Consider the following 25035-nt stretch of genomic DNA (forward strand, 5'->3'; position numbering starts at 1 on the left):
GTGTTCCACCCATTGGGTATTTGGGTGGAACATGCCGCCGTCTGGTGGTTTCCGACCTACGAATTTGAGCGGATGGGGTCATGATTCTATCTGGGTGGAACAGCTCCCGAGAACTCGCGATAAAATCGGGAATTGGACTGTGTACGTCCGTTTCATGGCTGAAAGTCCTCCTCAGAGCGAATGCGGACACCAGTGTAATGCCGGACGGGTTCCCCGTCGATTCGCTTCTTCGTGGAGTCCACCTCGATATGGGTGTTGAGCTTCCGTGTGAACCAGCTCTTATTCAGCGGATCGTCGATGTCATGCGCCTCTGCCCAGTCGTTGTAAAGGCCGAATACGTCATCTTTCGGCACGGCTCCATCCGCGTCTTCGACAAGATATTCGTCGACGAACGATTCGAACGACGGTGGCGATGGGTCTTCTTGCTTCTCTTCGACCGGCTCATTGGCCTGGTCGGTCTGACTAAGTGGTTCGTCAGCAGCCGATGATTCCGACGATGCGGGACGGAGTGCCCCGTCAGTGATTGTCGAGAGTGGCCGCTTCTCACCGTCTTCATACACGACCGATTCCGCCTCATCGTGAAGGATGACGATGCCGTACGTCGAACGTGTGTAGTCTGGTACGGGGATTTCGGCTTCGGGGACGAATGGTTTCTTGACACGCACCCAGTCGTCCTCGAACGCCGATTTCGTCTCGTAGATGTGTTGCTCACCGTGCTCGTATACCACGTACTCGTCGGCAGCGTGATCGTAGCTGTAGATGGCCGGAACACGATCTTTCGAGAGTTTTCCAAGCGACGGGAGGCGTATGTGTTCCGTCCCGCTGGCATCACGAAGGACGATCTCGTCGCCATCACGCTGCCAGATATTCTGGGTCCCGTTCTCGTCCCCGGTCGCCGGTCGCACGGCCGTCACTCCACCTTCTTCGGTCGCTCCACCGTTGAACGTGAGATTCGAGTCAGTCGTGTAGAACCGTGTCTCACCATTCTGGAGGGTACGGACGGGTGGTGTGAGAATGCCGTCGACACGCTCGGCCCACTCAGTTTCGTCTGTTCCTGGTCGAACGACAAACAGCGGGATATCCCCTGCTTCTTGGGCCTTCCGGAGATTCGTGAGCACTTTCGCGGGATTCTCGGGTGTCGTCGTTTCGACTTCGATGGCGAATCGGTCGTCAACGTCGGGGTGGCTCGCCCTCGCGTCAGGTTTCTCGCTGCCATCCTGTGCGAGGATCGAGACAGTGAAGCCGAGTGCGGTGAGCTCTTCTTCGATCTGGCGGAGTGCTGCGTCGTGAGCACTTCCACCAGCGGCCTGCACGCCACCAGTATCGGGTGTCGCGACTGCTTCTCCGGCTTCAGTGAGCCGGATGCGGAGCTCGTCGGCGTCGATATCGACGGTCGTATCCAGGTATCGTGATCGTTCTCGGATGTCTGCGAGTGCATCATACGATGGCGGCTCGGCGTCGACGTCGTCGAAGAGCCGTCTGAGTTCGTCGTCAACTGCTTCAACGGCCACCCAGCCGTTCTCCTCGCGGCAGCCCTCTCGAAGCTGCAGACTCCGAACTACGTTCGCAATCGCGACGTCCAGGTCGTCGCTCCCGATATCGAGCACCTCGTGTCCGTCGGTCGGTGTTCTCGTTGTTGAGGCGTCTGTTGCGGCCGGCACGCCGTGTTCGTCACTGATGTGCTCGTGCATCGAGGAGAGCGTCTCAGTGAACTGCTCCTCTTCACGCGCTGTGAGTGGGGATTCGCTTTCGGGGTGGCCCGGTGGAATCGGGAGTGGTTCGAGACTGAACGGATACGGCCCCGTTTCACCGAACGTCGGGCTTGGCAGGCTGGCGATCCACTCTCCGCGCGGCAACGAACGAATTCGATTGGCGAAATCCGCGGGGTCCATTTCTTCGTGGGCCATCGCTCGTGCCAGTTCCCGGTCGACGTTGATTTTCCCGATGAGCGAACTACCGATGTTGTTCAGAGCGTTCAGGTAGATCTTCCGCCCACCTTCAGCCTCCATCTGTTCGGGGAACTGCATCGACAGGCCAACAGAGAGCCGGAATCCCCGGCCCTTCTCGAGGAGATCGTTCATGATGTCGGAGACCACGACCGACGCTGCCTCGTCGACGAGCAAGTTCACGACGTAGTCGTCCGGGTGCTGGGAGAGCGCCTGTTTGCGATCTTTGAGAGCTGCATCGAGATTGGTCAGGATCACACCGGTCATAATCCGGGCAGCATCGTCGCGGAGGTCTCCGAGGTCGAAGAGGATGACTGTATCCTCGCCGAGGAGATCCCGGAAGTCGAACTGGTTCTCGGTATTATTGAAGATCTGACGCAGGTGCGTATCCTGTGAAATATAGGCGAGACGGTTTCCGACACCGCCCATCACGTTCCCGAAGGTGTTCGAATCTAACTGGAGTTGTCGCCGGATCGTCCGTGTGACTTCCTCGCTGCTCGACCGTGGGGCGTCGCCGATGTTCTCGTTCGGTGGTCCGGCCTCCCAGAGCTGGTCAACGGCGTGTTCCAGCTGTCGGTGGGCGAAGTAGTCAGTCGACGCTCGGTACTGCCCGTTCTCACGCCCGTATTCCTCGTCGAACAGTGCCTTGATGAGTGTCTTGATGAGGGTCGGGGCCACAGTTGCCCGCTCGTAACGATCGGTTCCCATCACGAGCTTCAAAATCTCTTCGTAGTGGTCGGCCTTCCGTTGGACGGCGTCTTCGCGGCGCCGTCCGCTCTCCATCGACGGTTCGAGATCGAAAAACGAGAACCCGGGGAGGACGTCTGGTACCGGGAAGTAGACGACGTTCTCTTCGAGGTCGGTCATTCCAAACCGACGCGCGTGAGCCCGCATGTAGTTCTGGACCATGTTGTCGTTTTTTGGATTGATGAAGATCGTCGGCCCCTCGGTGTTGTCGTACAGCGACAGCAGATCGTTGATCAGGGCTTTCGACTTCCCAGAGCCGGTTGTTCCGAACCGGCCGTAATGAGTGGGCAACAGTCGGGGCGGGATATGTGTCGGCACGTCTTCGGCCTCGCCGGTGTCGTCGAGAGCATACCCGATTGCCATCCCGTCTCGGAACTCACGCATGAGGTCCTGATGAGGACGGGGCAACGGATTCCGACTCTGCTGTTCCGCACGCGTCCCACGTGTCCCCTCGACAGTAAGCTGTTCCGAGGAGGGGACGAGGACGAAGTGCGCGAGTTCTCGGCCGCTCAGGACGAACTCCGGTCGGGTCTTTCCACGGCCAGTCGTGATCTCACGATCCAAGATCCGCTGCAGCGCCGCTCGTGCGTTCCGGTCTTTCGTGGCTTCCCGCAAGCCGTTGTCGCGTACCCGTTCGGCAGCAACCTCATAGTACGGCCCGTCAAGCGGGTCGAATACCGGAACAAGTGATTGCATCCGCTCATCGAGATCATCGTGACCGTCACTACCGGATGGAATCCCGACTACTCGAATGTTCGCGGTGAACGACCTATGGCTACTCCCGATATCCACGACGACACGAGTGCCGACTACGAACAGTTCGAGAAAGGGTTGCTCGCCCAAGACCACGACGCCGCCAGGGTCGACACGGCGGACGTCGACGATGCCACAGCCCGTCGCTTGGTCGACGACCTCATCGACGCGGACGTCGTCACTCCAGTTCCCGAGGACCGCGTTCTGGTTCACGAGCCGAGCGGCACCGCGTTCGACTCACCGACGCAGCTAGCCGTCTACCACCGGGTCTGGACGGCCGCTCGCGACGCCGACGTGGAAGGTGAGTGATGCAGCAAACGCTCGTTGGCTGTGCCTTCTGCGACGCCCCTCCTGGCACCGAGACTGGCGAGGCCCACACCTGGGGCCAGGACGAGCGGGTCACTCACCCGATCTGTTTCGACTGTGCCATCCAGACACGGCCAGACCCCGACAAGCACGACCAGCACGCTTGCGACGGGTGTGGGCTCGTCGTCGACGCGCTCGCAGCGTCGCCGGCGTTTCACGCCGGCTTCTAGCGGGACCTTCGGTCCCGCCCAGCTCACGCGATTCCGCGTGTAGGTTAGCCATCTCGAGGGGCCGTTGCAACTGTGCGAGCGGTGTAGTCCAGGCGGGCTCGCGACGTACTGGACGCGCGACCTCGAGGAACATCTCGTCGCAACGCCAGCGGAGTGACCCCCTCCCGCATTTCTGGGCACGGAAACACCCGTCCACAGTAACAAACATACCAAACAACTATTTTCCAACAGTCCCAACACTAGTCTATGTCGAGCGGCACCATCGATATCGACGAGTTCGAAAACGCTGACGCCGACGAATTCGAGGAACGGAATGATACCGAGCGGATCGTGCTGTTCCTCGACAAGAATGACGATCGAGCGTGGAAGGCGACAACGATCGCCGAGCACCTAGGGCTGGATACAGACGCCGTCAGTGCGATTCTCTCGCGATTGAAGGAACGAGGTCTCGTGCGGCACAAGCGCCCATACTGGGCGATCACGGACGATGAGGAACGGCTCCAATCTGCCTACCGGCTACACCGACACTACGAGACTGCAGACGAACAATACGGGGAGGAGCGTCTTGAGGACCTCCAAACCGACGAGATGGAAGACGTACAGTGACTGCGTTCGAGGAACTGGAACGCGGTGACATCGTGTGGGCGACCGACCCACTCTCGGAGAAAGGTCGCCCGATGCTTGTGCTGGGAGCGCCTCAACTCCCGAACCACGGTACCCAACTCATCACGGTCCTGCTCTCCACGAAGACCTATCACGAGGAGGCACTTACACTCCGAGACGACGACTACGAGGGTGACCCACTCGGAGAACGAAGTCACGTCCTCCCGTGGTCGCTCGCGACCCTCAACAGTGCTGCGAACGTAGAGCACTATCTGACCTCTCTCATCGACGAACGAACTGAGGATGTGGCGAGCCAATTGATCGACTACATATCGTCTTGAGGTGACTGCTCGTTGCGGAGCATCCATTCGTCGACGGAAACAAACGAACAGCGCTCCGAACGGTGGTCGTTTTCTATATGCTGAACGGGTACACGTTCGACTACGGTGATGAAATTCGGGCCCTCTTGCACCGCTTCGCAGCTGACGAAGCCGCAGTCGACACAGAGACTGCAGTCATCTACTTCCGGACCTGCGCTCGTCGCAACCGTTGACATCCTCCCCGCCCTGAACAGTAGTTGCCGAACCTAACTGAGATTCTTCACGCTGGGCTGCGTTGGTCGAAAGATGGTACAGACAACAGAGGTGAAACAAGTCTGTCGTGCTGCTTCGACGTTGCTATTCTCGGAGCTGGATTTTGGTGTCAAATCGTGCGGTGAGTACACGAGAGAGGATTTCGAGGAAATCCTCTCTCGTATCGCCTTCGATCACGAGTTCGCAAACACGGGTGGCAAAACGCTCCAACTTGACCGTGACGAGCAAGTGGACCTCACAGCCACAACTCGGAACCCTCTCGCTAAATCGCTGTTGTACCACCTGCGAAATCTTTCGACGGACGCTATCGACGATCAGTTCGATGGCGTCCAGGATCGATTATTCGAAGTCCTCCGATCACAGCGGCGACTCCCCGATTTCGTCGATGTTGCCATCGATCTTCACGAGTGGCGCTTCTACGGATCAGCCGACACTGACCACGTGATAACGACGTATCCTGATTTAGGAACGAACAGAGCGTTTTGCTTCGCAACGCTGTGTATCGTTGCACCTCGCACTCGGTTCACGCTTGCTGTGCTGCCGATGGACGCGAACGGCTTTCGCGCCAAGCGCGAAGCCGTTCGCTCCTTACTCGAAACTGCGCGTGAGTACGTCTCAATTCGGCACGTCTACCTCGACCGTGGATTCTACCAGGTCCACGTCGTTGCGGAGTTAGAGCAGTTGGGTGTTGACTACATCGTTCGTGCGCGACCGAGTAGCGGAATGAAAGGCCGTCTCAGCGCCGGCGCTGAGACGGTCACCGACGAGTACACGATGCGACGAAAGCGAAAACCAACTGCGTCGGTAGACGTCACAGTCTTCGCAGTTCCGCACCGCACAATCGAAGACGAGCACGTCTGGTTCGTAACAAGCTTAGATGTAGATCCGGCGACAGCGAAGGCGTACGCGGCGGCGTTCCGCCGCCGCTGGGGCATCGAGACCTCGTATCGACAGATCGGTGACTTTCTTCCGAGAACGTCGTCGCCGACGTTCTCGGTGCGATTGTTCTACTTTCTGTTCGCGGTTTCGCTGTACAATCTCTGGGTGCTAGCCAACGTGTTAGCTTCAGCTGACACAGTTCCAAAGACACCGCCGATCTCAACACGAATCTTCCGTAGATTCGTTCTCTCAACAGACTACGGCTGAATACGCATTCGAGTCCGACCGGGATGACCGGTGAGTGCGCCCTGTTGTGGAGAGGCATCGCTCGGGAGCGCCGCTGGCGCGGCGCTCCCTCGCTCTCTCAGAGAATCTGTCATAGCGCAATTCGACACGACGGCGAGATCTCCGATCTCAACGGCTTTCTCAGCGCGGAGCAGAATCTGATTCGGCAACTACTGTGAAGGGCGAGGATTCCCGAGCGTTGGGATATTACGGTTCGCAACCCACCTGTTCCCTCGGGCGGAACGACCCAGAGGTTTGGTTGAACAGGTAGGCTACTGGCCGTGCCAAACGACCGTTACTCATATCCTCCGTTGGGGGATTCTGAGTTATCTTTCTGCGAATATTCACCGCACCATTCACGTCCGCGTTCATCGTTGCACAGCACGATTCACAGACGTACAGGCCACGTTCCACACGGTTGGCGTCACGCTTCCGTCCACAGCACGAACACGTCTTCGACGTATCTCTCTCGGAAACACGGTCAACAAGGATTCCGTGTTCCTCTGCTTTGTACTCCAAGAGCGTCGTGAAGCGGTCAAACTCCCACCCGTGGAGTTTCTTGTTCCCGCTTCGACCCCAGTCCCGTGACTCTCCGTTCTCGTCTTCATGAATATCGCTCAAGTCACCGATGGCAATACGACCAACTTCGTGGCCGATGCACCGCTCTACAACGTGCTTGGCGAGCGAGTGCAGGAAGTGGTCTTTCCGACGCGAGAGTTTCTGTCGGGCGCGAAGCGCACGGTGTGACGGGCCGTTCTCGCCCTCTGTGTCGTACTCGTCACGAGTGAAGTAGTGCTTGTCCTGCTTCAGCACGTTCCCCGGATACAACTCGGCGTCACCGTTGTCGTAAGCGATCGCGAGGTAGTTCTTGATGCCGAGGTCGATCCCCGCCGTGTTGTCTCCCGGTGCGTCCTCGACGGGAATTTCGACCTTACAGACGAGGTGCAGTTCCCAGCGGTCGCCGTTCCAGACGGCGCGAACCTGCTGGATGTTCTCCACAGTCACGTCTGGTCGTGTTTTGTACTCACAGAGGATGAAGTCCGAGCGGTGGTTCTTTAGGTTGAATCCCTTGCTTAGACGAAGTTGGTTGTGCTTCGTGTCGTGCTTGATGCCTTTCTGCTTCCACGTCACGGTGGAGCGCGGGTGTTCGTCGCCGTGTTTGCGATAGCCCGGTGGGTTGGCGTCCTCGTCTCCGCGTTGGCGTGCTTTGTACCAACTGGTGAACGACTCAGCAAGCTCTTCAAGAACTCGCTGACTTGACTGAGAATGTAGGTCACTGTATCGTTCGTGTTCCTTGAGTTCGGATTTGAGTTCGCCGTCGTCGGGGATTTCCCCGTCTTCATCCCATCGGCCTTGCGTGTAGTATCGGGCGACATTCCACAGTTTCGACGCGGAGAACCCGCACTGGTTGAGGTCGTCACTCACCTGTTGGTGGTTAACGATTTTCGCCCGATAGGTGCGAGTTGTCTCCAGCATCGGACTGTGTTCATAACCAGTTATGGGAGATTGTATATTAAAGGCAACGATTGGGCGTGGAATATCCAGCAGTGTCATGGAACGTGGTTAGTGGAGGAGTTGTCGGCTGTATCCCCGCCCTGAAGGACGGGGTTTTAGCCTTGCATCTCGCATAAAAGCGGGACTGCTTTACCCACTTCCCACGAATACGCATGAAGATGGCTCGGCTCGTCTTCTATCATCACCCACAGGCCGAGAATTTCTCACTCAAATATAGCTCGGCATCGGTAGCAGAGATCCGGTCTCAGCGAGAGCAATCCGACGAGTCGACAAAGCTCATCGGGTACCCCTTCGAAGCTCCGGTCTATGTGCTCTACGAAGGTGATTCAGAAATCGAATCAGCCCAAGATATTGACTTCGATCAGGAATGGCTGAGCGACCGTATTCGTGACCTCTCCCGTCCTGGGCAGGTTGTCGCCTTCCGGTTAGTGGAATTGCTCGAAGCTGCTGTCGATGTCCGAGATGAGGATGAGTTTCGGCTCTACAAGGAGTTCGAACCACAAAAGATCCAGCAGGCACTCGATCACGTATCCTGGGGAGCTCCACTTCCGAACGTCGCTGGAGAAGTGATGTCGAATTTGATTCTCCGACATTCCCTCCCGAATGCGAATCATCGGACTGGTATCGCGATGCTTCAGTTCTGTATTGAGAGTGTGGACCCGGATTTTGAGATGCCACGAACGCACGTCGACGACGACACCTGGCGAGAGTGGGTCGATCCCTACATCATTGATTCCAAGCGGCTCATCACGGTCCGCCGGAACAACCTCCGTTTCAAGCAACTCGAAGAGTTGGACGTCGACCTCGTCGAACGGAAAGACAGGATCCAAATTCGATTAGCCGAGTTCGAGTTGGATATGCACTGGCGAGAAGCCCTGTCGAAGTACGCTGAGCAGCATGAATCCCACTGTACGGACTTCGCGCAGGCAGTTCTCGAACGAGCAGAACGAGACGATCTACTCGACCGTCAAGGACCAACGAGACAAGAGTTCATCACGTATCTGGAGGACGGACTCGTCGAACGAGACTTCAGAGAAATGTTCTGATCAGTCGCGAAGCTCGGCGACCGACTGACCGACCTCACGGACGTGCTCACTTCGCTCGAGGTCAAGTTCCTCGGCGAGATAGTCAACCGTCTCTTCAAGGCTCATACTGGAAAGAAATCCGTCTAGCGGTATAAACCTAGTGCTGGAGCAGCTATGTAGCCCATCAGGGAAAGCGTCTGTTCATACCGAACCACGTACCACTCTGCTGAAAACTGTGGAAACGGTGACCGCATAGCGATACCCACCGAAATTACGCAGTGTCGCCATTTGCTGTCCACCAACCGAACTCAAGTCAACTACCCCGTCCTACTCGCGCTGACCCGCTCGTTGAGGACGGGGCTTGTCCATGAGCTCGGCCTCGAACCCTTGCGGGTGGGCGGTGAATTCGCCGTTCGGCGTCACGGCCCCAGACTTTAGGGCAAGTTGACTGTCGCCCGTCCGCCGAGACGACTGTTGGCCTCGACGGACGTACCGCATCCCGATGTTCTTCGCCGCGTTGTAGTCCGCGTTCGCTTCCGACTCGCACTTCAGGCATCGGAAGTCATTTCTCGTCGGACGATTCTCGTCTGCCGTGAACCCACACTCGGCGCACCGCTGAGACGTGTACGCTGACCCGACTTCCTTCACCGAGGTTCCTTCCGCTTCGGCTTTGTACTCCACTTGCTCGTAGAGCGTTCTGAAGGCCCACTTGTGACCCCACGACGCATTCGTTCGGTCGCGGATGTCGGTCAGGTCCTCGAATGCAATTATGTCACAGTCGTATCGGAGTGCTTCGCTTATCAGCGCGTTCGACGCTCGGTGGAGTACGTCACGGACGTAGCGAAGTTCCCGGCCGCTCGACTGTTCGAGCGTTCGGTGGGCGCTTCGCGTCCCGGTCTGTTGGAGTCCGGCACGCACCTTCTCAAACTCGCGGAGGTCGTGTGTTAACTCTCGCCCACTGAAGAAGTAGGCAGTGCTGGTGACGGCGAGGTTTTCGATACCGAGGTCAACCCCGAGGACCGTTCCGTCCTCGGCGGTGTTCCGCTCGGTGTCGGTCTTGTGGCGGCGGAATCCAATATGCAAGAAGTAGTCGCCGTCACGGGCGGTGAGGGTGCTTTCCGTGACGCTCCATTCGTCGGCGTCGATGTACTGCTGTTGGTAGCCATCGTCGGCGTCAGGCAGAGCAAGATCACACCGGATGCGACTCTCCGTGGTGGCGAGGGACACCGTATCGTCGTCAAACAGTGTCATTGTCCGAGTGTCGTATTTCACGGTCGGTGCGGTGAAGGTGGGCTTGCTCACCGTCTTGCCTTTTGACCGGCGTTCGATACAGCCGGTGATGGCTTGGGCGGCTTGGTGGGTGGCGAGAATCGCGTGCTGACTCCCGAGGTCGGTGTGTTCGCGCACGTCGTCGTAGGCGAGGGGTTGGATGTCGCTTTTGGCGTTGCACTTGCCCCACGCTATGTCCGTGGCGAGTTGGCACCCACGCTTCCACTCGGAGATGGTCTCTTCGAGGAGGTTGCATTGCTCGTCCGTAACTTCGAGACGAGTGATTGCCGTCCGACGAACGTAGTCGTCTGCCACTCTTTCAATGCAGACTGGAGGATACTTATAGATGCGTGTTTGTAACCAAAACGTACGTGCTCCTCCCCTCCCTACTCGCTCCCGTTGGTCGCTCCTTGAGGAAGACGACTCCACGCTACCGCTTCAATTGAAAGAAGCCCTCCGAAGCGATCGAGAGCGTTTCAGTCAGCGGGTTGTACCGCCGTAGCTGGTGTCCCGGTTGGAATCTCGGGGATGGACAGGTCCACGCGGCGGAGCAGCTGGGCGTTGATCGCGACGATCACCGTACTCAGCGACATCAGGAGCGCACCCACAGCGGGGGAGAGCAGGATCCCGATCGGTGCCAAGACGCCTGCTGCGAGCGGAATCGCGAACACGTTGTAGCCGGCGGCCCAGACGATATTCTCCTGCATCTTTCGGTAGCTTGCCTTGCTGAGCTTTACGAGTCGCACCACGTCCATCGGGTTGTTCTGAACGAGGATGACATCCGCCGACTGGACGGCGACGTCGGTGCCGCTCCCGATCGCGATACCGACGTCGGCCCGCGTCAGCGCCGGCGCGTCGTTGACGCCGTCGCCGACCATCCCCACGAGCTTGCCTTGGTCCTGGAGCTCCTGCACCTTCTCGTCCTTGTCTTCCGGGAGGACCTCCGCGAACACCGTGTCGATGCCTAGTTCGTCGGCGACAGCGTTGGCGACGTCTTGGGAGTCCCCAGTCAGCATCGCTACCTCGATGCCCAGATCGTGGAGGGCGTCGACGACGCGGAAACTCTCCTCGCGGATCACATCGGCCATCGCGAAGGCGGCGATCAACTCCCCATCACGGACGAGATACACCACCGTCTGTGCGTTCTCTCCCGCATCGTCAGCGAACCGCTGAAGGTGGCCCGGAACCTCGCTATCGAGCTGTGAGAGCAGATTCGGACCGCCGACGTACACCTCGCTCCCATCGACGTTCGCGCGAACCCCTCGCCCTTTGATCGCCTCGAAGTCGGCCGCATCAGGGGCGCTGAGATAGCGCTCGTCAGCCGCCTCGCGGATGGCTCGCGCGATCATGTGCTCGGAGTCGCTTTCGACGGCCGCCGCGAGCGCGAGCGCGTCGTCCTCGTCGACGCCCTCGACGGTCGCCATATCCACGACGCCGTGCTCGCCTTCGGTGAGCGTCCCCGTCTTGTCGAAGATGATCGCGTCCAGCTTCCGTGCGTCCTCCATCGCGATGCGGTCGCGGACGAGCATCCCGTTGCGCGCCGCCAGGGAGGTGTTGATTGCGACGACGAGGGGGATGGCGAGTCCAAGGGCGTGTGGGCAGGCGATGACGAGCACCGTGACGACGCGCTCGATGACGGTCGCATCGAACGACACCGCTACCGTCCACGCGATTGCGGTCACGACTGCCGCCCCGAGCGCGACGTAGAACAGCCAGCCGGCCGCGCGGTCGGCCAGCACCTGCGTCTTGGACTTGCTCTGCTGAGCTTCCTCGACGAGCCGCATGATGCCAGCAAGCGTCGTCTCCTCGCCTGTCGCACCGACACGGACACGGAGACTGCCGTCACCGTTGATCGTCCCACCGATGACCTCGTCGCCGGGTTCCTTCGAGACTGGCTTGGACTCACCCGTGATCATCGACTCGTTGACGTCCGAATCGCCTTCCTCGACGACGCCGTCGGCGGGCACGCTCGCACCCGGCCGGACGAGCACGAGGTCCCCCTCCGAGAGTTCACTGACAGGGACCTCTTCGGTCTCGCCGTCTTCGGTGAGTCGTTCCGCTGTGTCCGGCATCAGTTTTGCCAGCTCGTCGACGGCGCTCGAGGCCCGCCGGACCGACCGCATCTCGATCCAGTGCCCGAGCAGCATGATGTCGATGAGCGTCACGAGCTCCCAGAAGAACGCCGACTGCGTGGGGAAGACCACGCTCGCGAGACTGTAGACGAACGCGACCGAGATGGCCATCGAGATGAGCGTCATCATCCCCGGTGCCCGGTCTTTCAGCTCCGGCACTGCCATCTGGAGGAACGGAACCCCACCGTAGGCGAAGACGATGACCGCGAAGACGGGATTGATCCACTCGCTCCCCGGGAACGCCGGGACGGAGAACCCGAGCCACTCCTGAAGCATTTCGCTGTACAGGAGGACGGGAATCGACAGGAGTGTCGAGACGAAGAAACGCCGGCGGAACATCTGCTCGTGGCCTTCGTGCATCCCGCCATGTCCCTCACCGTGTCCCTCGTGGGAACCGTGGCCGTGTCCTTCGCCCTCGTGGCCAGCGTGTTCGTGCTGCTGACTGCTGGTGTCCTGCTGGCCCTCTCCTCCCTGGGACTTCTCAGTAGTATCTTTGTGGTCGTCCATAGGTCATATGCTCTTTATGAGTGGATCCGCTGGCTTCCTGAATCTTCGCCCCTGAAACCGTACAGCAGGACCATCCTGGGCAAACGCCAGAGACAACTGTAGGCCGTCGTCTCGAAGCGGTCCGTGCTATCCGCTGATCCCTATACTCAGGCGTGAGCGTTGTACCCTGCGTCTTCGACGGCCTCCACAAGGGCAGTGACCTCTGCCTCACCGTCGACACTTGCCTGTTCGCTCTCCCTGTCGACGGTCACAGCAGTCACGCCAGAGACCTCTTCAAGTGCCTCTTCGACCGTCTGCTCACAGTGACCGCATGACATTCCTTCCACGGTGATAGTCGTCGTCATACAGGGATACATACGGTCTCCTCTCTTTAGCGGATTTCCCCTTCGATTATACTGATTTCTTGGAGGTCAAACTTTAGATTCAAAGTGATACCTGCAGCCGCAACGAACCAAGTTTCAGATTCACCGGCTGCCGATGGCGGGAAGACTCAGGTATCGTTGTGGCGCTCTCGGTACGTCTTCGCTGCTAAAAAGACGTATAATGCGCCGATAGCCCGAACGCCAGAACTGAATCCCTCGTTCCATTCCATCAACTCCGGACGCTCGTACAGGAATGCGGTAGCAAATTTCCGATACAGGTCGGGAAACAGGAGCACGATCGCGCCGGTAAGATTCATCAGCCACGCATACGCCCGACCGTCGAAGAAGGAGATCACAGCGATCAGAACCCCCTCCGACCGGATTGCTGGACGGACCCACCCGCTTACCGTCCCCTCGTTCGGGTTCGCAATCGCGAGTTTCTCAAAAATCTCGACAATTTCGTCTGGGAACAGTGCTGAGAGAGTGCCGAGGACACCAACGAGTGTTCGAATCATACGGTATGGTACGATTGATACGGATATAATTCTCGCTGTGGTCCGACACTATCGAGAACGAGGGAAGACCGAACAGTACCAGCTTCGAACCGGGAACGAGATGCAGAAAGGAGTAACTGCGGGTGTACCTTAGCGGACGGTCACTCTGATTGTTCGAGTTTGTTTCGGCGGGATTCGAACTCTTCGTCCGTAAGATCGCCACGGGCGTACGCCAGACGTAATTCTTCCATCGCGGGATTGTAGGACGTTTGTGTTTCGCTCACCCGTCTGAAGAGGAGATAGCCACCGCCGAGAAGCGCAACGAAGAAAACGAGTGGTACAAGCATTCCGATGACGGGCCACCAGCCGCCGGTACTACCGTACTGGCCCATCATTCCTCCGTATCCCATCATCCCGCCGAACCCCATCCCCATGGTGAGCAACGGAAGGAGGATGAACGCTCCGAGGATCAGGAGCAGTATCGTCGTTGTGTCCAGTTGATTCGATGAAGCCATCGACGATCAGGCCTCCAACGCGGGGTCGAACTCGTCTCTAACGGCTGCCAGTACACGATCAAATCGCTCGGTGACCTCGGTTGCGATGGAATCAAGCGCGTCGTTATCAGCTATTCCGACCAACTGTTCCGGATCGACCGCACTCACCACGATGTCGCCGTCATCAGTCTCATAGACGATGACGTTACAGGGTAAGAGCGCACCAAGCTCGATTTCCTCGGTTAACCCTTCGTATGCTAGCGGTGGGTTGCATGCACCGAGAATGCGGTACTGGCGGAATTCTTCGCCGAGTTTCTCCTCGAGTGTCGCCTGGATGTCGATGTCACAGAGGACGCCGAATCCTTCGTCTTCGAGCGCAGCAATCGTCGTGTCGACGACGTCGTCGAACTCACCGGTGACTGAAGTCTGTATTGTGTATTCCATGGAATATCATACCCCGTCCGCGGGGTTAACCGTTGGGTGCCCAACAGCGATCGTTGGGGTGTGGTGCACCAGTTGGAACAGCAGCCGTTCCGATCATCCGGTACGTTCAAGCTGTTTTCGCCGCCGTTCGAATTCATCGTCCGAAAGCTCCCCGCGAGCGTATCGCTCGCGGAGAACCGACAACGACTGCTCATCGTTCCCACCGGATCCTCGGTTGAGGAGCGCATAGACGAGGTAGAGCGGAACGGCGATGAGGAGCCCCATCCAGAGGAGTCCCCAGAGCCCCATCGCTCCGCCGAAGAGGCCCCAGCCGCTTCCGCCCATCATCCCGCCGCCATAGCTCCCACTACTGTGGGCAGCAGCCGTTCCAGTTGCCGCGACCAGCAGTGGGATGGCGAGGATCGCGAGGCGACGAGCAGTGCGTCCGATGTGAGTGGTGAATTGCGTCATTATCTTGCGTTGGTGAACCGTGGTTGTCGTTTGAAGCGATCGAAACGGTCAGAGGCCGTCAGCAGTGGTCCTGACCGTACATCCCGCCGTTGTAGTCGTTGTCAGCCATGTCTTGGCCCATCTCGTCGACGGTCACACCCATGTGCGTCTCCATCCACTCGACGCTACCAGGGCCCATGTGCTCGGTCATCTGCGCCTCCATCCAAGCAGCCCAGTCATCAGTGGTAGCGTTGTCAGTGGGCGCGTCGTCAGCTGTCGTGTCGGTACCGTGTGCGCTGACCACGGGGGCGGCGAACACGAGTCCGACGAGCGCGAGCGCCACAATCAGCCACTGACCGAGTTTGAAGTTGGTCATTGTCTTTCTCCTCGGTTACTCGTAGGACCGCTCAGGGGTTATGACGATGGGCGTGAACTCACGCAGGAGAACGTTCGAGAACGTGTATAAGGCGATCTAACCGTTTTTCAAGATAAGAAACGTTCCTCCGACTCGAATTCACCGGGTTGGCACTCAACCCTTCCTCACCCGGACAGGACCAAGACCACACGAACGATAGTAGAACGATCCGAAACCGGATCTTCAACCTGGTCACTCGACGTATTTTATGACACGCGCCATTCCTGCATCGAGATGGTAGAGGTTGTGGCAGTGGAATAACCACCGGCCGGGATTGTCCGCGTGGAAGTCGATCGTCACCTGCCCTCGATGTCCGGGGACGATGACGGTGTCTTTGACTGCGTTACCGACCTGGAAGAAGTGGCCATGAAGGTGCATCGGGTGAACGACCGGGCTCTGATTGGTCATCCGAATTCGGACGTGTTCGTCGGGCCGGATCTGGAGCGGGTCGGCGTCCGGGTAGGCCTGTCCGTCTATCGTCCACACGTACTCACCCCTGCCACGTGAGAGCGTCAGATCGAACGTTCGATCTGGTTCTCCACTCACTCCATCGAGCGAGGAGATCGCCCGCAGATCTCCGTACTGCAGTTGGTTACTGGCCGACGACGGGCGCTGTGGACTCCCCCCGCCCGCTGACTCGTACTCGACGACAGCCCTGGCTGGTGGTTCGTTTCCATCGAGCGCATCCGCTTGAACGACCCACGTGCCCGGATTCGTCGCCTCAACCACGGCATCATAGCGCTCACCGGCTCCGAAGGCGAACGAGTCGACGGCGACGGGGTCGACAGGTCGACCATCGGCGTGGGTAACCGTCATCTCGTGGCCAGCGATCCGGACACCGAAGACCGTCGCGCTGGCGGCATTCACGAATCGGAAGCGAATCCGCTCGCCCTCCGTTACGTCGAACGTCGGGGGATTCTCGTGCAGTTGACCGTTGATCAAAAGTCCCTCGTATGGCGGTCGAACGTCTCCCATCATTCTACCCATTCCACCGCCACCCATCCCACCGTCCGACGGAAGACGGGGTTCTCTAGAGAGGTAATCGTCAAGCACGACGACATACTCGCGGTCGTACTCAACGTGTGGGTCTCGTTCTTCAACGATCAGGGGGCCGAGTAATCCACGATCGAGTTGGAGTCCGACGTGGCTGTGGTAAAAATACGTTCCAGCGGCCCTGTTGAAACCCTTGATGACAAACATGACTGGTGAGTAGCTGGAGGAAAATGGATGCTCTCCCTAAGTCACGGCTTCTTCGATTTGTTGAGCGGGCTATGATGTTGGCTCGCCGTGCTGTGGCACGGTTTTCGAGTCGCTATTCACGGAAGCGGTTCACGCTCCGCCAGCACGTCGTCTTGCTCTGTCTCAAAGTGAAGAAGACGACAACGTACCGCGACCTCGTTGACGAACTTATCGAGATGCCTCGCATTCGTGACGCCCTCGATCTTGATTCGATCCCCGCACCCTCGACACTCTGCAAGGCGTTCGACCGCTTGGAGATGGCGGTCTGGCGAGTGATACTGAACGTCTCGCTCGCGGACGTGCCGCTAAACGGTATCACCGGTATTGATGCGTCCGGATTTGAGCGGGCGCATGCCTCAACTCACTACACGAAGCGAACGAACCTCACCATCCAGCAGTTGAAGACAACGCTGTTGGTCGATACAGCGACAAACGCCGTTCTCGATATTCACGTGACCACAACGCGGAAGCACGATACGCAGATTGCGCCACAGGTAGTGAAACGGAACGGACAGTCCATCGCGGTGTTGACCGGTGACAAGGGATACGACGACCAGAAACTCCGGCGGCTCGCCCGTGACCACGATATTCGGCCACTCATCAAGCACCGTGAGTTCACACCCCTCCACAAAGCGTGGAATGCTCGGTTGGACAGCGATCTCTACCACAGGCGGAATATGAACGAGACAGTCAACGCAGCGATCAAACAGAAATTCGGTGCATTCTTCCGGTCACGTCTCTGGTGGAAGCAGTTCCGCGAACTCGTTATCAAGTGCATCGTTCACAATGTGGAGCGAAGCCTCGCTATTTCACACGAGGAGTGCGACTGTCCGTGATTCCGAGAGGAACGGACTGCTGAATATAGAGCATGGATTTAGCAGATGGTCTGTATTTCTAAGAGTGTCGGGGCCACCTTTCGACCGGTAGAAAATATGAGGGAGAGTCCGAGAATTTGGAGATTTACGTTTCGAGGATTACTCGGGACACTCGCAGTAGAACTCCACGTAACTGATTGCGTATTGCTTGCTGTTTTTGGGGTTCGTGAAGTCGGGATTGTCGCTGATATCTACGGTTGCGACACCGCCTTCGATATCGGCATCGACGCAGTGCTCTTCCGGACCAGCCTTCACAACGGCCACGAGGTCGCAGTACCCCGTCTCGAAGGTGACCGAGATGGGTTCGCACTCCTCACCTTCTTTGTTTTCGTAATCGTCCCCGGCGTACGAGATGCCGCTATTGCCGTCGCCTTCCAGAACGAAGTCGCATTCGAGACACTCGTCGTTTTCTTCGTCGTAATCCACACACTCGAACTCGTATTTGGCGAGTGAGCCCTCACTATCGCATTCTTGGCAAAGGAACGCGGTTGCCATGTCACCATTGGCTATATCGAATGAGCTACCGTTCAGAACCGCATCAAACTCGGTACCGCTTGCTCCGGTACCTTTGTCGACCTCGATAATTGCATCCTTGCTACGACTCGATCCGACAACGTTCCCCTTTCCAGAGTCGAGGACTGCCATCCCCGTGAAGGACACACCTGCTGACGTCCCCTTCGAAGTTGCGTCTATTCCGCCCGACGGATTCTCGTAATCTAGCTCGTACAGAGTGTCGTCAGTGTTCGAATGCAGGAACAGTGTCCTATCCGAATCGAACGCGATATCGGCCCCATTGACGTCCGCACCGACGATGTCACCGACTTCATTCGCTTCGGGAGTGGATTCGTCGATGGTATACAGTTTGTTCGTCGTGTTATTTGCAGCATATAAGATGCCGTCGGAGCTGTAGGTAGCTGTGACGGTGAGGCTTGGGAGTCCGGTGATTTCCCCTAAATCAGTGAACGTATCCGCGTCTATATCGTACTTGCCCAGGCGCGAATTGTTCCGGTCTATAAGCGTAACTTCGTCGGGAGTTGCAGCGATTGCGTCAACCGTAGTGAAGTCTTGTTTGTTGATCTCCGTGACTAAAGTGAGCACTGCCTCTTCCGCAGTATCGTCGAACTCGACGGTGAACAACTTGGTTGGGGGTTCAGTGTTCGATGCACCTGAGTCTGAAAGCCATACATTTCCACTTCCCGACTGCGCTACCGCACTTCCACTGAGGGCTGGTATTCCGACGATCCCGGCTGCCGAGGCCGCCGCGGTATTTTTGAGTACTGTCCGTCTCTTTATATTTCGTTCGCCATTGGTATATTCTGTCATGGTTGTCACGATTGGTGTGATCAAAGACAGGCAATTATCCCCAGTCAATCAACCAATCCTGGAGCGGTACTCACTCGGGAGAGACATTGTTATATGGGGCTGAAGAAATCCGGATCTGGGTAAACTTATCATAACAATAGACTAACATCCCACTGCATCTCGTCGCCCCTGACGCTACACCGACAAGGTAATGTCCTTCATCAGCGACGGAGACTAAGCGATAGGTTTCCTTCACGCGACCACTGTGGTGCATTCGAATCTTCCGAAACGTGAATACGCCAATTGTTGAGAGATGATTGATGTCCCGATCGCCGTGCCCACAACAACGTTACCTCTCCTGAGCAATCACCACTTTTGTAGATTGAGCCGATATCGTGCTGAATACGCGGTTGTATTCAGCAGGACTGCTGAAACCTATCACCGATTGGGGGTTTCAACAAGGCCGTTCCAGCGGGTTCGGCACGGAACTTGTATGTGAATGTATCACCGGAGGCAACCGGCTCTTGCGTCACGTTCGGGACGCCGTCGACCGGATTCGCAACAGGAATCCCGTGCCAGTGAATCGTCGTCTCCTCCTGCAGGTCATTAGCCAGTTCTACGCTGAGCACGTCACCTTCCTGCACGCGCAACTCTGGGCCCGGATACTGTCCATCGTATAGCCACGTAGTCGTCGACGTATCCGAAGCTGGTCGAATGGTCCCAGACGTCGCAGTGAGGCTGACCGATGTATCTGGATCAGCTGTGACAGTCGGACGGGGGGTCACCGCACGGCCTCCACCATCGTCGGTGCCCGGTAACGGACTGGCACACCCCGCAAGCGCCCCGAGAGTCGATATCCCCGATAATTGGAGAAGCCTACGGCGAGAGAGTCCCCAGGAGGTCATTGCCTGCGTTTTCGCGGTCAGCGAGTAAAGTCCTCGCGATGAGAGACATTCATACGGCCATCCTCGTTCCGAGTTTAGTCCGGGCGATACGGTGAACGATTATGGATTCCCGAGAATCCCCCGCTAGTTCGCCTGTTTCTGTTGTAAGTCGTCGCTCGGATAGATGCGATACGTTCGCCCTTGTCGCTCGCGGTACAGTAAGCCGCGCTTCTCGAGGGCACTCACCGTCTGACTGACCTTGCTTTTCGAGAAGTTCGAGCGATCCCGGAGTTCGATCTGTGTGATACCGGGCGACGAGAGGACCGGTTCGAGAATTCGGCGTTCATCATCCGGCAAGAGGTCCAATACGCGAGCTTGTGGCTGGGACTCCGGATTGATCTTTCCCTCTGATTGAACGGGCCCAGCCTGCGATTCGATACTCTCAGAATCGGTTTGATTCGCCATGCCAGTCTGTGATCGATCGGTCCCCTCTGTGGAGGTGAACCCGTCCCGAACCACGAGATAGCCCCCACCAACGACAGCCGAGACAAGAAGCGTTCCGAGAACGTACAAGAGTGGGTTCGTTCCGTGAACCGCACCCATCGACGTACCCATCATCGAGCCCATCTGCTCAAAGGCCTGCTGTTGCTGGTACGCTTGCCAGGTGAGCACACCACCGACGATGAGGACGGCAGCGACCAACGCACCAGCTACGGTATCGGCTCGCCGTCGATTCATCTTCTCCACCTCGATCCTCCGAGACACTTGCTCATATGTGAGAGTTCGTGAGACAGTGGTGTACCAGTTTTGATTGGCCAACGCAATCACGGGGCTGGCGGCCCCACAAATTCGATATCCCCAATCGATGTTCAATGGTGGTTATGACCCTGAGACGCTCCCGCCTCAGGGTGTTGATGGACGAATTTATCTGGGTCCTTTTCGAACGTCTCCTTACAGGTCTGCGAGCAGAAGTAGTACGTCTCGCCGTCGTGCGTCGCCGATGGCTCGCTATCGTCAGTCCGCATCCCACAGACAGGGTCGCGGTACTGGCCGGGCGCACCGAGACCGCGACGATAAACATACAGCAGGAACCCGGAGAGCGCGAACGTGATGAGGTTGAGATAGAACGTGTAGTTGAGTTTGAAGTACGTCTGCTCGGTCGCCGTCTCGCCGCCCCGCGCCCCCCCTGGGGGGAGAAAAACTGCTACCGGCGGCTAGCCGTTAACCAACATCGGTTGCTACCGGATGAGTTATGTTGGTTAATCGGGCTGGTTCCCTGTGGGTGCTGCTACGTTGTCGGCTCAGCAGAGATACCTCGCAGATCCCAGCGGAACTCAAGCTGGAGCCTCCGGCCTCAAAGAGCGACCGAATGGAGCGAGTATGTCGGAGAGAAAACCAACATACTGCGACCGATCGACTACCGAGCGTATAAGTACCGACGCATCCTCTCTGAAGTATGGAGGTGCGTCGAACTGCCGTCGTGAAACTCGCCGTTTCCGACGAGCAACGCGGCGCACTTCACCGAACCGCCGAGCAATACCTGTACTGCGCGAACCGAACCGCCGAGTTCTGTTGGTCCGACACCTCCTACACCGAGTTTGACATCCTCCCCGCGCTGAAGCGCGAGGATTCCCACGGCACCGTACCGTTGGGTTGGGATATTGTGGTTTACGACGTAGCCTGTTCTTGAGGTGCGAACGCACCAGTTTCCGTGTCAAACAGGAACGTCGATGGCTGTGCCAACCAGCCGTTACTCCTATTCACCGACAGATCCGGTGAATTCGGAGATACTTTCTGCCGAATGTTCTCAGCGCCGTTTACATCTGCGTTCGCCACTGTACCGCATTCATCGCAGACATACAGTCCGCGTTCAACACGGTTCGCCTCGCGCTTCCGGCCACAGCACGAACACGACTTCGAGGTATCCCGCTCAGACACTTGCTTGACCGTGATGCCTTCCATCTCGGCTTTGTATTCGAGGAGGTTTGCGAACCGGTCGAACGCCCACGAGTGCAGGTCAAGATTACCGTGCGTACCCCAGTTCTTTGACTCGCCGGTCTCCTCATCCTCACGGATGCCGGAGAGATCGCCCACCACGATAGTTCCAATTTCCTCGTCAACACACCGTTGGATGATGTGCTTCGAGAGAGTGTGGAAGTAGTGGGTGCGGCGGGCCGATTTCTTCTGATTCATCCGGGTGGCCTGCTCGGAGTCCGAGTCATCGCATTGGGCGATGCGCTTGCTGAAGTAGTAGTCGTCTTGTTTCAAGCAATTAAGGGGGTACAACTCGCTGTGGCCGTCTTCATAGGCGAGCGCGGCGAAGTTGTTGATACCGAGATCAACACCTACCGTCTTCTCACCAGGGACTTCATCCACGTCGATTTCGACCTTACAGACGAACTGCAGTTCCCACTCGTCGCCTGTCCAGACAACCTTGACTTGTTGGACATTCTCCACGGTGGAAAGATCAACGTCGGGGAGAGTTTGGTACTTGCACAGTACAAAATCCGACCAATACTCTTTGAGATTCGACCCTTTTGAGAGTCGAACTCGGTCGTACTGAGTATCGAGTTTGAAGCCTTTCTGCTTGAATGTGACTGTGGAACGCGGGTGGTCGTCGCCGTGTTTGCGGTAGCCGGGCGGGTTCGCTTTCGTATCTCCGGTTTGTCGTTTACCGTACCAGCCGTTGAACGCCTCAGCGAGTTCTTGAAGGACTCGCTGACTTGACTGCGAATGCAGGTCATCATAGCGTTCGTGCGACTTCAGGTACGAGGTGAGTTCGTTGTGGTTGGGGATGTGACCGATTTCATCCCAAACCCGACTGCATATCCACCGTCCGACGTTCCAGAGCTTACTGGCTGCGAGCCCGAGCGAATCAAGGTCGTCGGACACCTGTGACTGGTTCCGTATGGAAGCAGCGTAGGTGCGAGTAACGACCTGTTTCGCCATACGTAACCTATGTGGTAAACTTACTTGAAGGAGTGGATTGGAACAGCGTGGAATATCCAACCGTGCAATCGAACGGTGGACTGTGAAGGGTAGTGTCGGATTCATCCCCGCGCTAAAGCGCGAGGCTTTCTCCTCGATTCTCCGTAAGACCAACAAGCGAGAGGTTCGTGACGCGCTCTATTCCGAACTTCGAGAGGAGACAGACCTACAGGCACAATTCGTGTGGGTCGGCTGGCTGGATCTGGCGAGTGTCCTCAGCAAGGTCGTGGATATACTCGCGGAGGGTTTCCATATCCTCGCGGGCGTCTTCGATCGTCTTACCCTTCACTTTGGCCGTGATCTTGTCTTGATCGCGGGTGCCAGTACCGCGAGTGAGTTTGACCGTGAGTGAGACGCCGACATCGCTTCGCTCGACGTACTCGGTTCGGTTCGTGCTTTCTCCACTGGACGGCGATTCAACTGCTCGACTTGGTTGTTGCTTTGAGTCAGACATACGTACTCCTGGAGGGCCATCTGATAGCCCTCGCACCCTTTCAGAGGGTGAAAAACAAGTGGCTAGTCTGCGCTAGCTGGGGTGCTGTCTACGTCGACGTCGTCGAGAAGTGGGTAGTCGATGTGCATCTCGATTTTATCGAACGGGACAACTGGCCGGATCGCTCCCCCAGGGCCACCTTCCTTAAGTTCGAGGATACCCAATACCTCCAGCTGTTTCAGATCTGCATGGACATCGGAGACGTCGCGGTCGACGAGTCGTGCAGCCTCCCGCATACTTGATGGGCGTTCTTTGGCGATTGCTTGGATGAGATCGAGGCGCAGTGGTGTGAGGCTGTCGACGAGATCGTCATAGGTCCCGAACTGGAGTACTGCACGCTCATCGCTTTTGTCCAGTTCATCAGCCTCGGCACTCTGAATGAACTGGAGCGTATCCTCTCGGAGCTGTGCTCGGTCGCCGACGGTGATGTGAAGCGTGGTCATGTTCTGGTGTGTTGGATCTGTATTGTATCTGCAGTTCAATAGGGACGGGGTGGGTTGCCACCAATCGTATCCCAGTATTCGTCAGCACTAGCCCAAAACTCGACGATGAGTTCTTCCATACCAGGGAACTCGACGTCTGCCTCCCCGGCAGCGGTGTGGAGTTCGTGGCCTTTGGTGTCTTCGTGGGCGTTGTCGTAACGGATGAGCGTTAGGTCTTGCAGCGTTCCCAGATGAGGGGTGTACTTCCAGCCGGACGGGTAGGCATCTGTATCGGTCGTCCGTCGGATGACGACGTTCTCGACGAGTCCGGCTTCGACGTGGGTGTAGCGGTGCGTGAGTTCGTGGCCCATCCCTCACCCGTTGGGTGGCCGCCCAACAGTATACGTGTGTTGGGAATGTTCCCAACAGCTACTCTGACGATTGCGGGATATCGCTATCCTGCTATGGAGCGATGAGCTCACCCGCTTCCGCTCCAACCACTACTTCAATCTCACTGCCTGTGAGTCGCCACCGTTGGTTGGGATCACTACACTCCAACCGGCTGACCATCTCGTTCTTGAACGCCATGTACTCCGCCAGTGCGACGTCCTCTTCGTCGGTGTAATCGAGCAGGAGGGCGAGCGCCAGTTGCGCTGGGTCACTCCCTGCGTATCCCCATTCGAAGCCCGGGAGACTGTGGTCTGCCAGCTTGAGACTCCGATCTGGGGTCAGCGGCTCGCGGCCAGGATACTTTTCGACGATTGCGCGGCCTCGCTGTCGGTAGCCGACGTAGACGACGCCGGTCTCATCCGAAGTGTGTGACGTTCCAGATGACTGTGAATTACTTGTCCAGCTCATAGTTCTGTTCGCGGGGTGCTCGTTCGAACACCCCCGCACCTCTCAGGGGGTGAAAAACTACCCAACGAACCCCTCTCCTCACGCCAGGTGAGACACCTCAGCAGGTTCTTCGATGTCGTCGAACTCACCGCACCCGACTGGTTCCCAGTCCTCGCTAGGTTCCGGACTCCACCAGTCGATCTCGTAGGCACCCGGTGCGCCGAGAATCTTCACCCTCGCCGACCCGTCAGGCAGGTCGCGACGAAGCTTTTCGTCGACGTGGAGATTCCAGGTCGTCTCGGTATCGAAGCAGGCGAGGACGGCTTCCTCGTAGCCACGATCCTCTTGCGATTCTTGGAGTTCCACTTGTGTGTTACAGTGCTTGCAGAACACGCCCTCGAAGGGGATGTGGCTGAACACCTCGTGCCCGCAGACCGGACACCAGAGGAACTCGAACAGTGCTTCGCTGTGACGGTTGATGACGTCCAGACTCATCTGTAGATCTGGCCCGTTTGACTCGGGCCAACCCTCCTGCCCCAGAAAAACACCCTCGCTGGACGTTCAGTG

General features: G+C 57.7%; 25 protein-coding genes and 5 pseudogenes. 9 read left to right on the forward strand and 21 right to left on the reverse strand.

What is annotated here, in order from left to right; genetic code table 11:
* Positions 1–152 precede the first annotated feature (152 nt).
* Positions 153–3389, reverse strand: coding sequence for a primase-like DNA-binding domain-containing protein (locus NO360_RS17645; protein ID WP_256309164.1), 3237 nt, complete (start codon positions 3387–3389; stop codon positions 153–155).
* 75 nt (positions 3390–3464) lie between these two features.
* Here NO360_RS17645 and NO360_RS17650 point away from each other — a divergent pair, with 75 nt between their 5' ends.
* From NO360_RS17650 to NO360_RS17675, 6 genes and pseudogenes are all read left to right on the forward strand, one after another.
* Complete coding sequence (locus NO360_RS17650) at positions 3465–3755, forward strand: DUF8069 family protein (RefSeq protein ID WP_256309165.1); 291 nt, start codon at positions 3465–3467, stop codon at positions 3753–3755.
* Positions 3755–4139: pseudogene (locus tag NO360_RS17655) on the forward strand (DUF7558 family protein). Before NO360_RS17650 ends, NO360_RS17655 begins: the two are co-directional and overlap by 1 nt.
* An 89-nt stretch (positions 4140–4228) precedes the next feature.
* Entirely contained in the window at positions 4229–4588 is a 360-nt protein-coding gene (locus NO360_RS17660) for a MarR family transcriptional regulator (protein WP_256309166.1), read from the forward strand.
* Positions 4585–4926, forward strand: coding sequence for a type II toxin-antitoxin system PemK/MazF family toxin (locus NO360_RS17665; protein WP_256309167.1), 342 nt, complete (start codon positions 4585–4587; stop codon positions 4924–4926). The genes NO360_RS17660 and NO360_RS17665 overlap by 4 nt, the downstream gene beginning before the upstream one ends.
* Before the next feature lie 5 nt (positions 4927–4931).
* Positions 4932–5138: pseudogene (locus NO360_RS17670) on the forward strand (type II toxin-antitoxin system death-on-curing family toxin); the annotation flags it as partial.
* A 73-nt stretch (positions 5139–5211) separates the two neighbouring features.
* Positions 5212–6324, forward strand: coding sequence for a transposase (locus tag NO360_RS17675; RefSeq protein ID WP_256309055.1), 1113 nt, complete (start codon positions 5212–5214; stop codon positions 6322–6324).
* Positions 6325–6549: 225 nt separating this feature from the next.
* Here the strand turns inward: NO360_RS17675 and NO360_RS17680 are convergent, their stop codons facing one another.
* Positions 6550–7818 carry an RNA-guided endonuclease InsQ/TnpB family protein gene (locus tag NO360_RS17680; protein ID WP_256309168.1) on the reverse strand — a complete coding sequence of 423 codons (1269 nt, stop codon included), beginning with the start codon at positions 7816–7818 and terminating at the stop codon, positions 6550–6552.
* 197 nt (positions 7819–8015) lie between these two features.
* Between NO360_RS17680 and NO360_RS17685 the strand changes: the two genes are divergently transcribed.
* Positions 8016–8903, forward strand: a complete 888-nt coding sequence (locus NO360_RS17685; protein ID WP_256309169.1) for a DUF8172 family protein — start codon at positions 8016–8018, stop codon at positions 8901–8903.
* 306 nt (positions 8904–9209) lie between these two features.
* On the opposite strand, the gene NO360_RS17690 is transcribed toward NO360_RS17685, so the two are convergent.
* From NO360_RS17690 to NO360_RS17730, 9 genes and pseudogenes are all read right to left on the reverse strand, one after another.
* Positions 9210–10466, reverse strand: a complete 1257-nt coding sequence (locus NO360_RS17690) for an RNA-guided endonuclease InsQ/TnpB family protein (RefSeq protein ID WP_256309170.1) — start codon at positions 10464–10466, stop codon at positions 9210–9212.
* Between the two features lie 161 nt (positions 10467–10627).
* Complete coding sequence (locus NO360_RS17695; RefSeq protein WP_256309171.1) at positions 10628–12790, reverse strand: copper-translocating P-type ATPase; 2163 nt, start codon at positions 12788–12790, stop codon at positions 10628–10630.
* A 146-nt stretch (positions 12791–12936) separates the two neighbouring features.
* Positions 12937–13134 (reverse strand): heavy-metal-associated domain-containing protein, encoded by a 198-nt coding sequence (locus NO360_RS17700; protein ID WP_256309172.1) that lies wholly within the window; start codon positions 13132–13134, stop codon positions 12937–12939.
* Positions 13135–13280: 146 nt separating this feature from the next.
* Entirely contained in the window at positions 13281–13667 is a 387-nt protein-coding gene (locus NO360_RS17705; RefSeq protein WP_256309173.1) for a hypothetical protein, read from the reverse strand.
* Positions 13668–13807: 140 nt separating this feature from the next.
* Positions 13808–14161 carry an SHOCT domain-containing protein gene (locus NO360_RS17710; protein WP_256309174.1) on the reverse strand — a complete coding sequence of 118 codons (354 nt, stop codon included), beginning with the start codon at positions 14159–14161 and terminating at the stop codon, positions 13808–13810.
* A 6-nt stretch (positions 14162–14167) separates the two neighbouring features.
* Positions 14168–14584 carry a DUF302 domain-containing protein gene (locus tag NO360_RS17715; RefSeq protein WP_256309175.1) on the reverse strand — a complete coding sequence of 139 codons (417 nt, stop codon included), beginning with the start codon at positions 14582–14584 and terminating at the stop codon, positions 14168–14170.
* A 93-nt stretch (positions 14585–14677) separates the two neighbouring features.
* Positions 14678–15034, reverse strand: coding sequence for an SHOCT domain-containing protein (locus NO360_RS17720; RefSeq protein ID WP_256309176.1), 357 nt, complete (start codon positions 15032–15034; stop codon positions 14678–14680).
* A 58-nt stretch (positions 15035–15092) separates the two neighbouring features.
* A complete protein-coding gene (locus NO360_RS17725) occupies positions 15093–15389 on the reverse strand; it encodes a hypothetical protein (protein WP_256309177.1) in 297 nt (98 codons plus the stop codon).
* Positions 15390–15620: 231 nt separating this feature from the next.
* Positions 15621–16598, reverse strand: a pseudogene (locus tag NO360_RS17730) (multicopper oxidase family protein); the annotation flags it as partial.
* Between the two features lie 53 nt (positions 16599–16651).
* Here NO360_RS17730 and NO360_RS17735 point away from each other — a divergent pair.
* Complete coding sequence (locus NO360_RS17735) at positions 16652–17503, forward strand: IS5 family transposase (RefSeq protein WP_256309179.1); 852 nt, start codon at positions 16652–16654, stop codon at positions 17501–17503.
* A gap of 138 nt (positions 17504–17641) precedes the next feature.
* On the opposite strand, the gene NO360_RS17740 is transcribed toward NO360_RS17735, so the two are convergent.
* The 4 genes and pseudogenes from NO360_RS17740 to NO360_RS17755 form a co-directional block, all read right to left on the reverse strand.
* Positions 17642–18874, reverse strand: coding sequence for an NHL repeat-containing protein (locus NO360_RS17740; protein ID WP_256309180.1), 1233 nt, complete (start codon positions 18872–18874; stop codon positions 17642–17644).
* 386 nt (positions 18875–19260) lie between these two features.
* Positions 19261–19749 carry a multicopper oxidase domain-containing protein gene (locus NO360_RS17745; protein WP_256309181.1) on the reverse strand — a complete coding sequence of 163 codons (489 nt, stop codon included), beginning with the start codon at positions 19747–19749 and terminating at the stop codon, positions 19261–19263.
* A gap of 123 nt (positions 19750–19872) precedes the next feature.
* The gene (locus tag NO360_RS17750) at positions 19873–20466 is read right to left on the reverse strand and encodes a helix-turn-helix transcriptional regulator (protein WP_256309182.1); all 594 of its coding nucleotides are present in this window, start codon (positions 20464–20466) and stop codon (positions 19873–19875) included.
* Positions 20467–20597: 131 nt separating this feature from the next.
* Positions 20598–20903: pseudogene (locus NO360_RS17755) on the reverse strand (YHS domain-containing protein); the annotation flags it as partial.
* A 281-nt stretch (positions 20904–21184) separates the two neighbouring features.
* On the opposite strand from NO360_RS17755, the pseudogene NO360_RS17760 reads away from it, so the two are divergent.
* A pseudogene (locus tag NO360_RS17760) lies at positions 21185–21325 on the forward strand (RNA-guided endonuclease TnpB family protein); the annotation flags it as partial.
* A gap of 71 nt (positions 21326–21396) precedes the next feature.
* Here NO360_RS17760 and NO360_RS17765 read toward each other — a convergent pair.
* The 6 genes from NO360_RS17765 to NO360_RS17790 all read right to left on the reverse strand — a co-directional run bounded on the left by NO360_RS17765 (position 21397) and on the right by NO360_RS17790 (position 24963).
* Entirely contained in the window at positions 21397–22677 is a 1281-nt protein-coding gene (locus NO360_RS17765) for an RNA-guided endonuclease InsQ/TnpB family protein (RefSeq protein WP_256309183.1), read from the reverse strand.
* A gap of 205 nt (positions 22678–22882) precedes the next feature.
* On the reverse strand, positions 22883–23170 hold the full coding sequence (locus tag NO360_RS17770; protein WP_256309184.1) for a DUF7389 domain-containing protein: 288 nt from the start codon (positions 23168–23170) through the stop codon (positions 22883–22885).
* A gap of 62 nt (positions 23171–23232) precedes the next feature.
* Positions 23233–23652 carry an HVO_A0114 family putative DNA-binding protein gene (locus NO360_RS17775; RefSeq protein WP_256309185.1) on the reverse strand — a complete coding sequence of 140 codons (420 nt, stop codon included), beginning with the start codon at positions 23650–23652 and terminating at the stop codon, positions 23233–23235.
* Between the two features lie 35 nt (positions 23653–23687).
* Complete coding sequence (locus NO360_RS17780) at positions 23688–24002, reverse strand: toxin-antitoxin system TumE family protein (RefSeq protein WP_256309186.1); 315 nt, start codon at positions 24000–24002, stop codon at positions 23688–23690.
* A gap of 91 nt (positions 24003–24093) precedes the next feature.
* Positions 24094–24489 (reverse strand): DUF6166 domain-containing protein, encoded by a 396-nt coding sequence (locus tag NO360_RS17785; protein ID WP_256309187.1) that lies wholly within the window; start codon positions 24487–24489, stop codon positions 24094–24096.
* A 78-nt stretch (positions 24490–24567) separates the two neighbouring features.
* Entirely contained in the window at positions 24568–24963 is a 396-nt protein-coding gene (locus NO360_RS17790) for a DUF7567 family protein (protein ID WP_256309188.1), read from the reverse strand.
* Between the last annotated feature and the right edge of the window lie 72 nt (positions 24964–25035).

The organism is Halobellus litoreus (genome assembly GCF_024464595.1).
In the GTDB taxonomy this organism is placed as follows: Archaea; Halobacteriota; Halobacteria; order Halobacteriales; family Haloferacaceae; genus Haloquadratum; species Haloquadratum litoreum.

Coding starts and splice junctions, on each gene's coding strand:
- NO360_RS17770 (WP_256309184.1), bottom strand. CDS start 23,170: ATGTCTGACTCAAAGCAACAACCAAGTCGAGCAGTTGAATCGCCGTCC.
- NO360_RS17675 (WP_256309055.1), top strand. CDS start 5,212: ATGGTACAGACAACAGAGGTGAAACAAGTCTGTCGTGCTGCTTCGACG.
- NO360_RS17660 (WP_256309166.1), top strand. CDS start 4,229: ATGTCGAGCGGCACCATCGATATCGACGAGTTCGAAAACGCTGACGCC.
- NO360_RS17680 (WP_256309168.1), bottom strand. CDS start 7,818: ATGCTGGAGACAACTCGCACCTATCGGGCGAAAATCGTTAACCACCAA.
- NO360_RS17790 (WP_256309188.1), bottom strand. CDS start 24,963: ATGAGTCTGGACGTCATCAACCGTCACAGCGAAGCACTGTTCGAGTTC.
- NO360_RS17715 (WP_256309175.1), bottom strand. CDS start 14,584: ATGGAATACACAATACAGACTTCAGTCACCGGTGAGTTCGACGACGTC.
- NO360_RS17685 (WP_256309169.1), top strand. CDS start 8,016: ATGGCTCGGCTCGTCTTCTATCATCACCCACAGGCCGAGAATTTCTCA.
- NO360_RS17705 (WP_256309173.1), bottom strand. CDS start 13,667: ATGATTCGAACACTCGTTGGTGTCCTCGGCACTCTCTCAGCACTGTTC.
- NO360_RS17765 (WP_256309183.1), bottom strand. CDS start 22,677: ATGGCGAAACAGGTCGTTACTCGCACCTACGCTGCTTCCATACGGAAC.
- NO360_RS17695 (WP_256309171.1), bottom strand. CDS start 12,790: ATGGACGACCACAAAGATACTACTGAGAAGTCCCAGGGAGGAGAGGGC.
- NO360_RS17780 (WP_256309186.1), bottom strand. CDS start 24,002: ATGGGCCACGAACTCACGCACCGCTACACCCACGTCGAAGCCGGACTC.
- NO360_RS17750 (WP_256309182.1), bottom strand. CDS start 20,466: ATGAATCGACGGCGAGCCGATACCGTAGCTGGTGCGTTGGTCGCTGCC.
- NO360_RS17775 (WP_256309185.1), bottom strand. CDS start 23,652: ATGACCACGCTTCACATCACCGTCGGCGACCGAGCACAGCTCCGAGAG.
- NO360_RS17700 (WP_256309172.1), bottom strand. CDS start 13,134: ATGACGACGACTATCACCGTGGAAGGAATGTCATGCGGTCACTGTGAG.
- NO360_RS17735 (WP_256309179.1), top strand. CDS start 16,652: ATGGATGCTCTCCCTAAGTCACGGCTTCTTCGATTTGTTGAGCGGGCT.
- NO360_RS17650 (WP_256309165.1), top strand. CDS start 3,465: ATGGCTACTCCCGATATCCACGACGACACGAGTGCCGACTACGAACAG.
- NO360_RS17645 (WP_256309164.1), bottom strand. CDS start 3,389: ATGCAATCACTTGTTCCGGTATTCGACCCGCTTGACGGGCCGTACTAT.
- NO360_RS17710 (WP_256309174.1), bottom strand. CDS start 14,161: ATGGCTTCATCGAATCAACTGGACACAACGACGATACTGCTCCTGATC.
- NO360_RS17785 (WP_256309187.1), bottom strand. CDS start 24,489: ATGAGCTGGACAAGTAATTCACAGTCATCTGGAACGTCACACACTTCG.
- NO360_RS17720 (WP_256309176.1), bottom strand. CDS start 15,034: ATGACGCAATTCACCACTCACATCGGACGCACTGCTCGTCGCCTCGCG.
- NO360_RS17725 (WP_256309177.1), bottom strand. CDS start 15,389: ATGACCAACTTCAAACTCGGTCAGTGGCTGATTGTGGCGCTCGCGCTC.
- NO360_RS17745 (WP_256309181.1), bottom strand. CDS start 19,749: ATGACCTCCTGGGGACTCTCTCGCCGTAGGCTTCTCCAATTATCGGGG.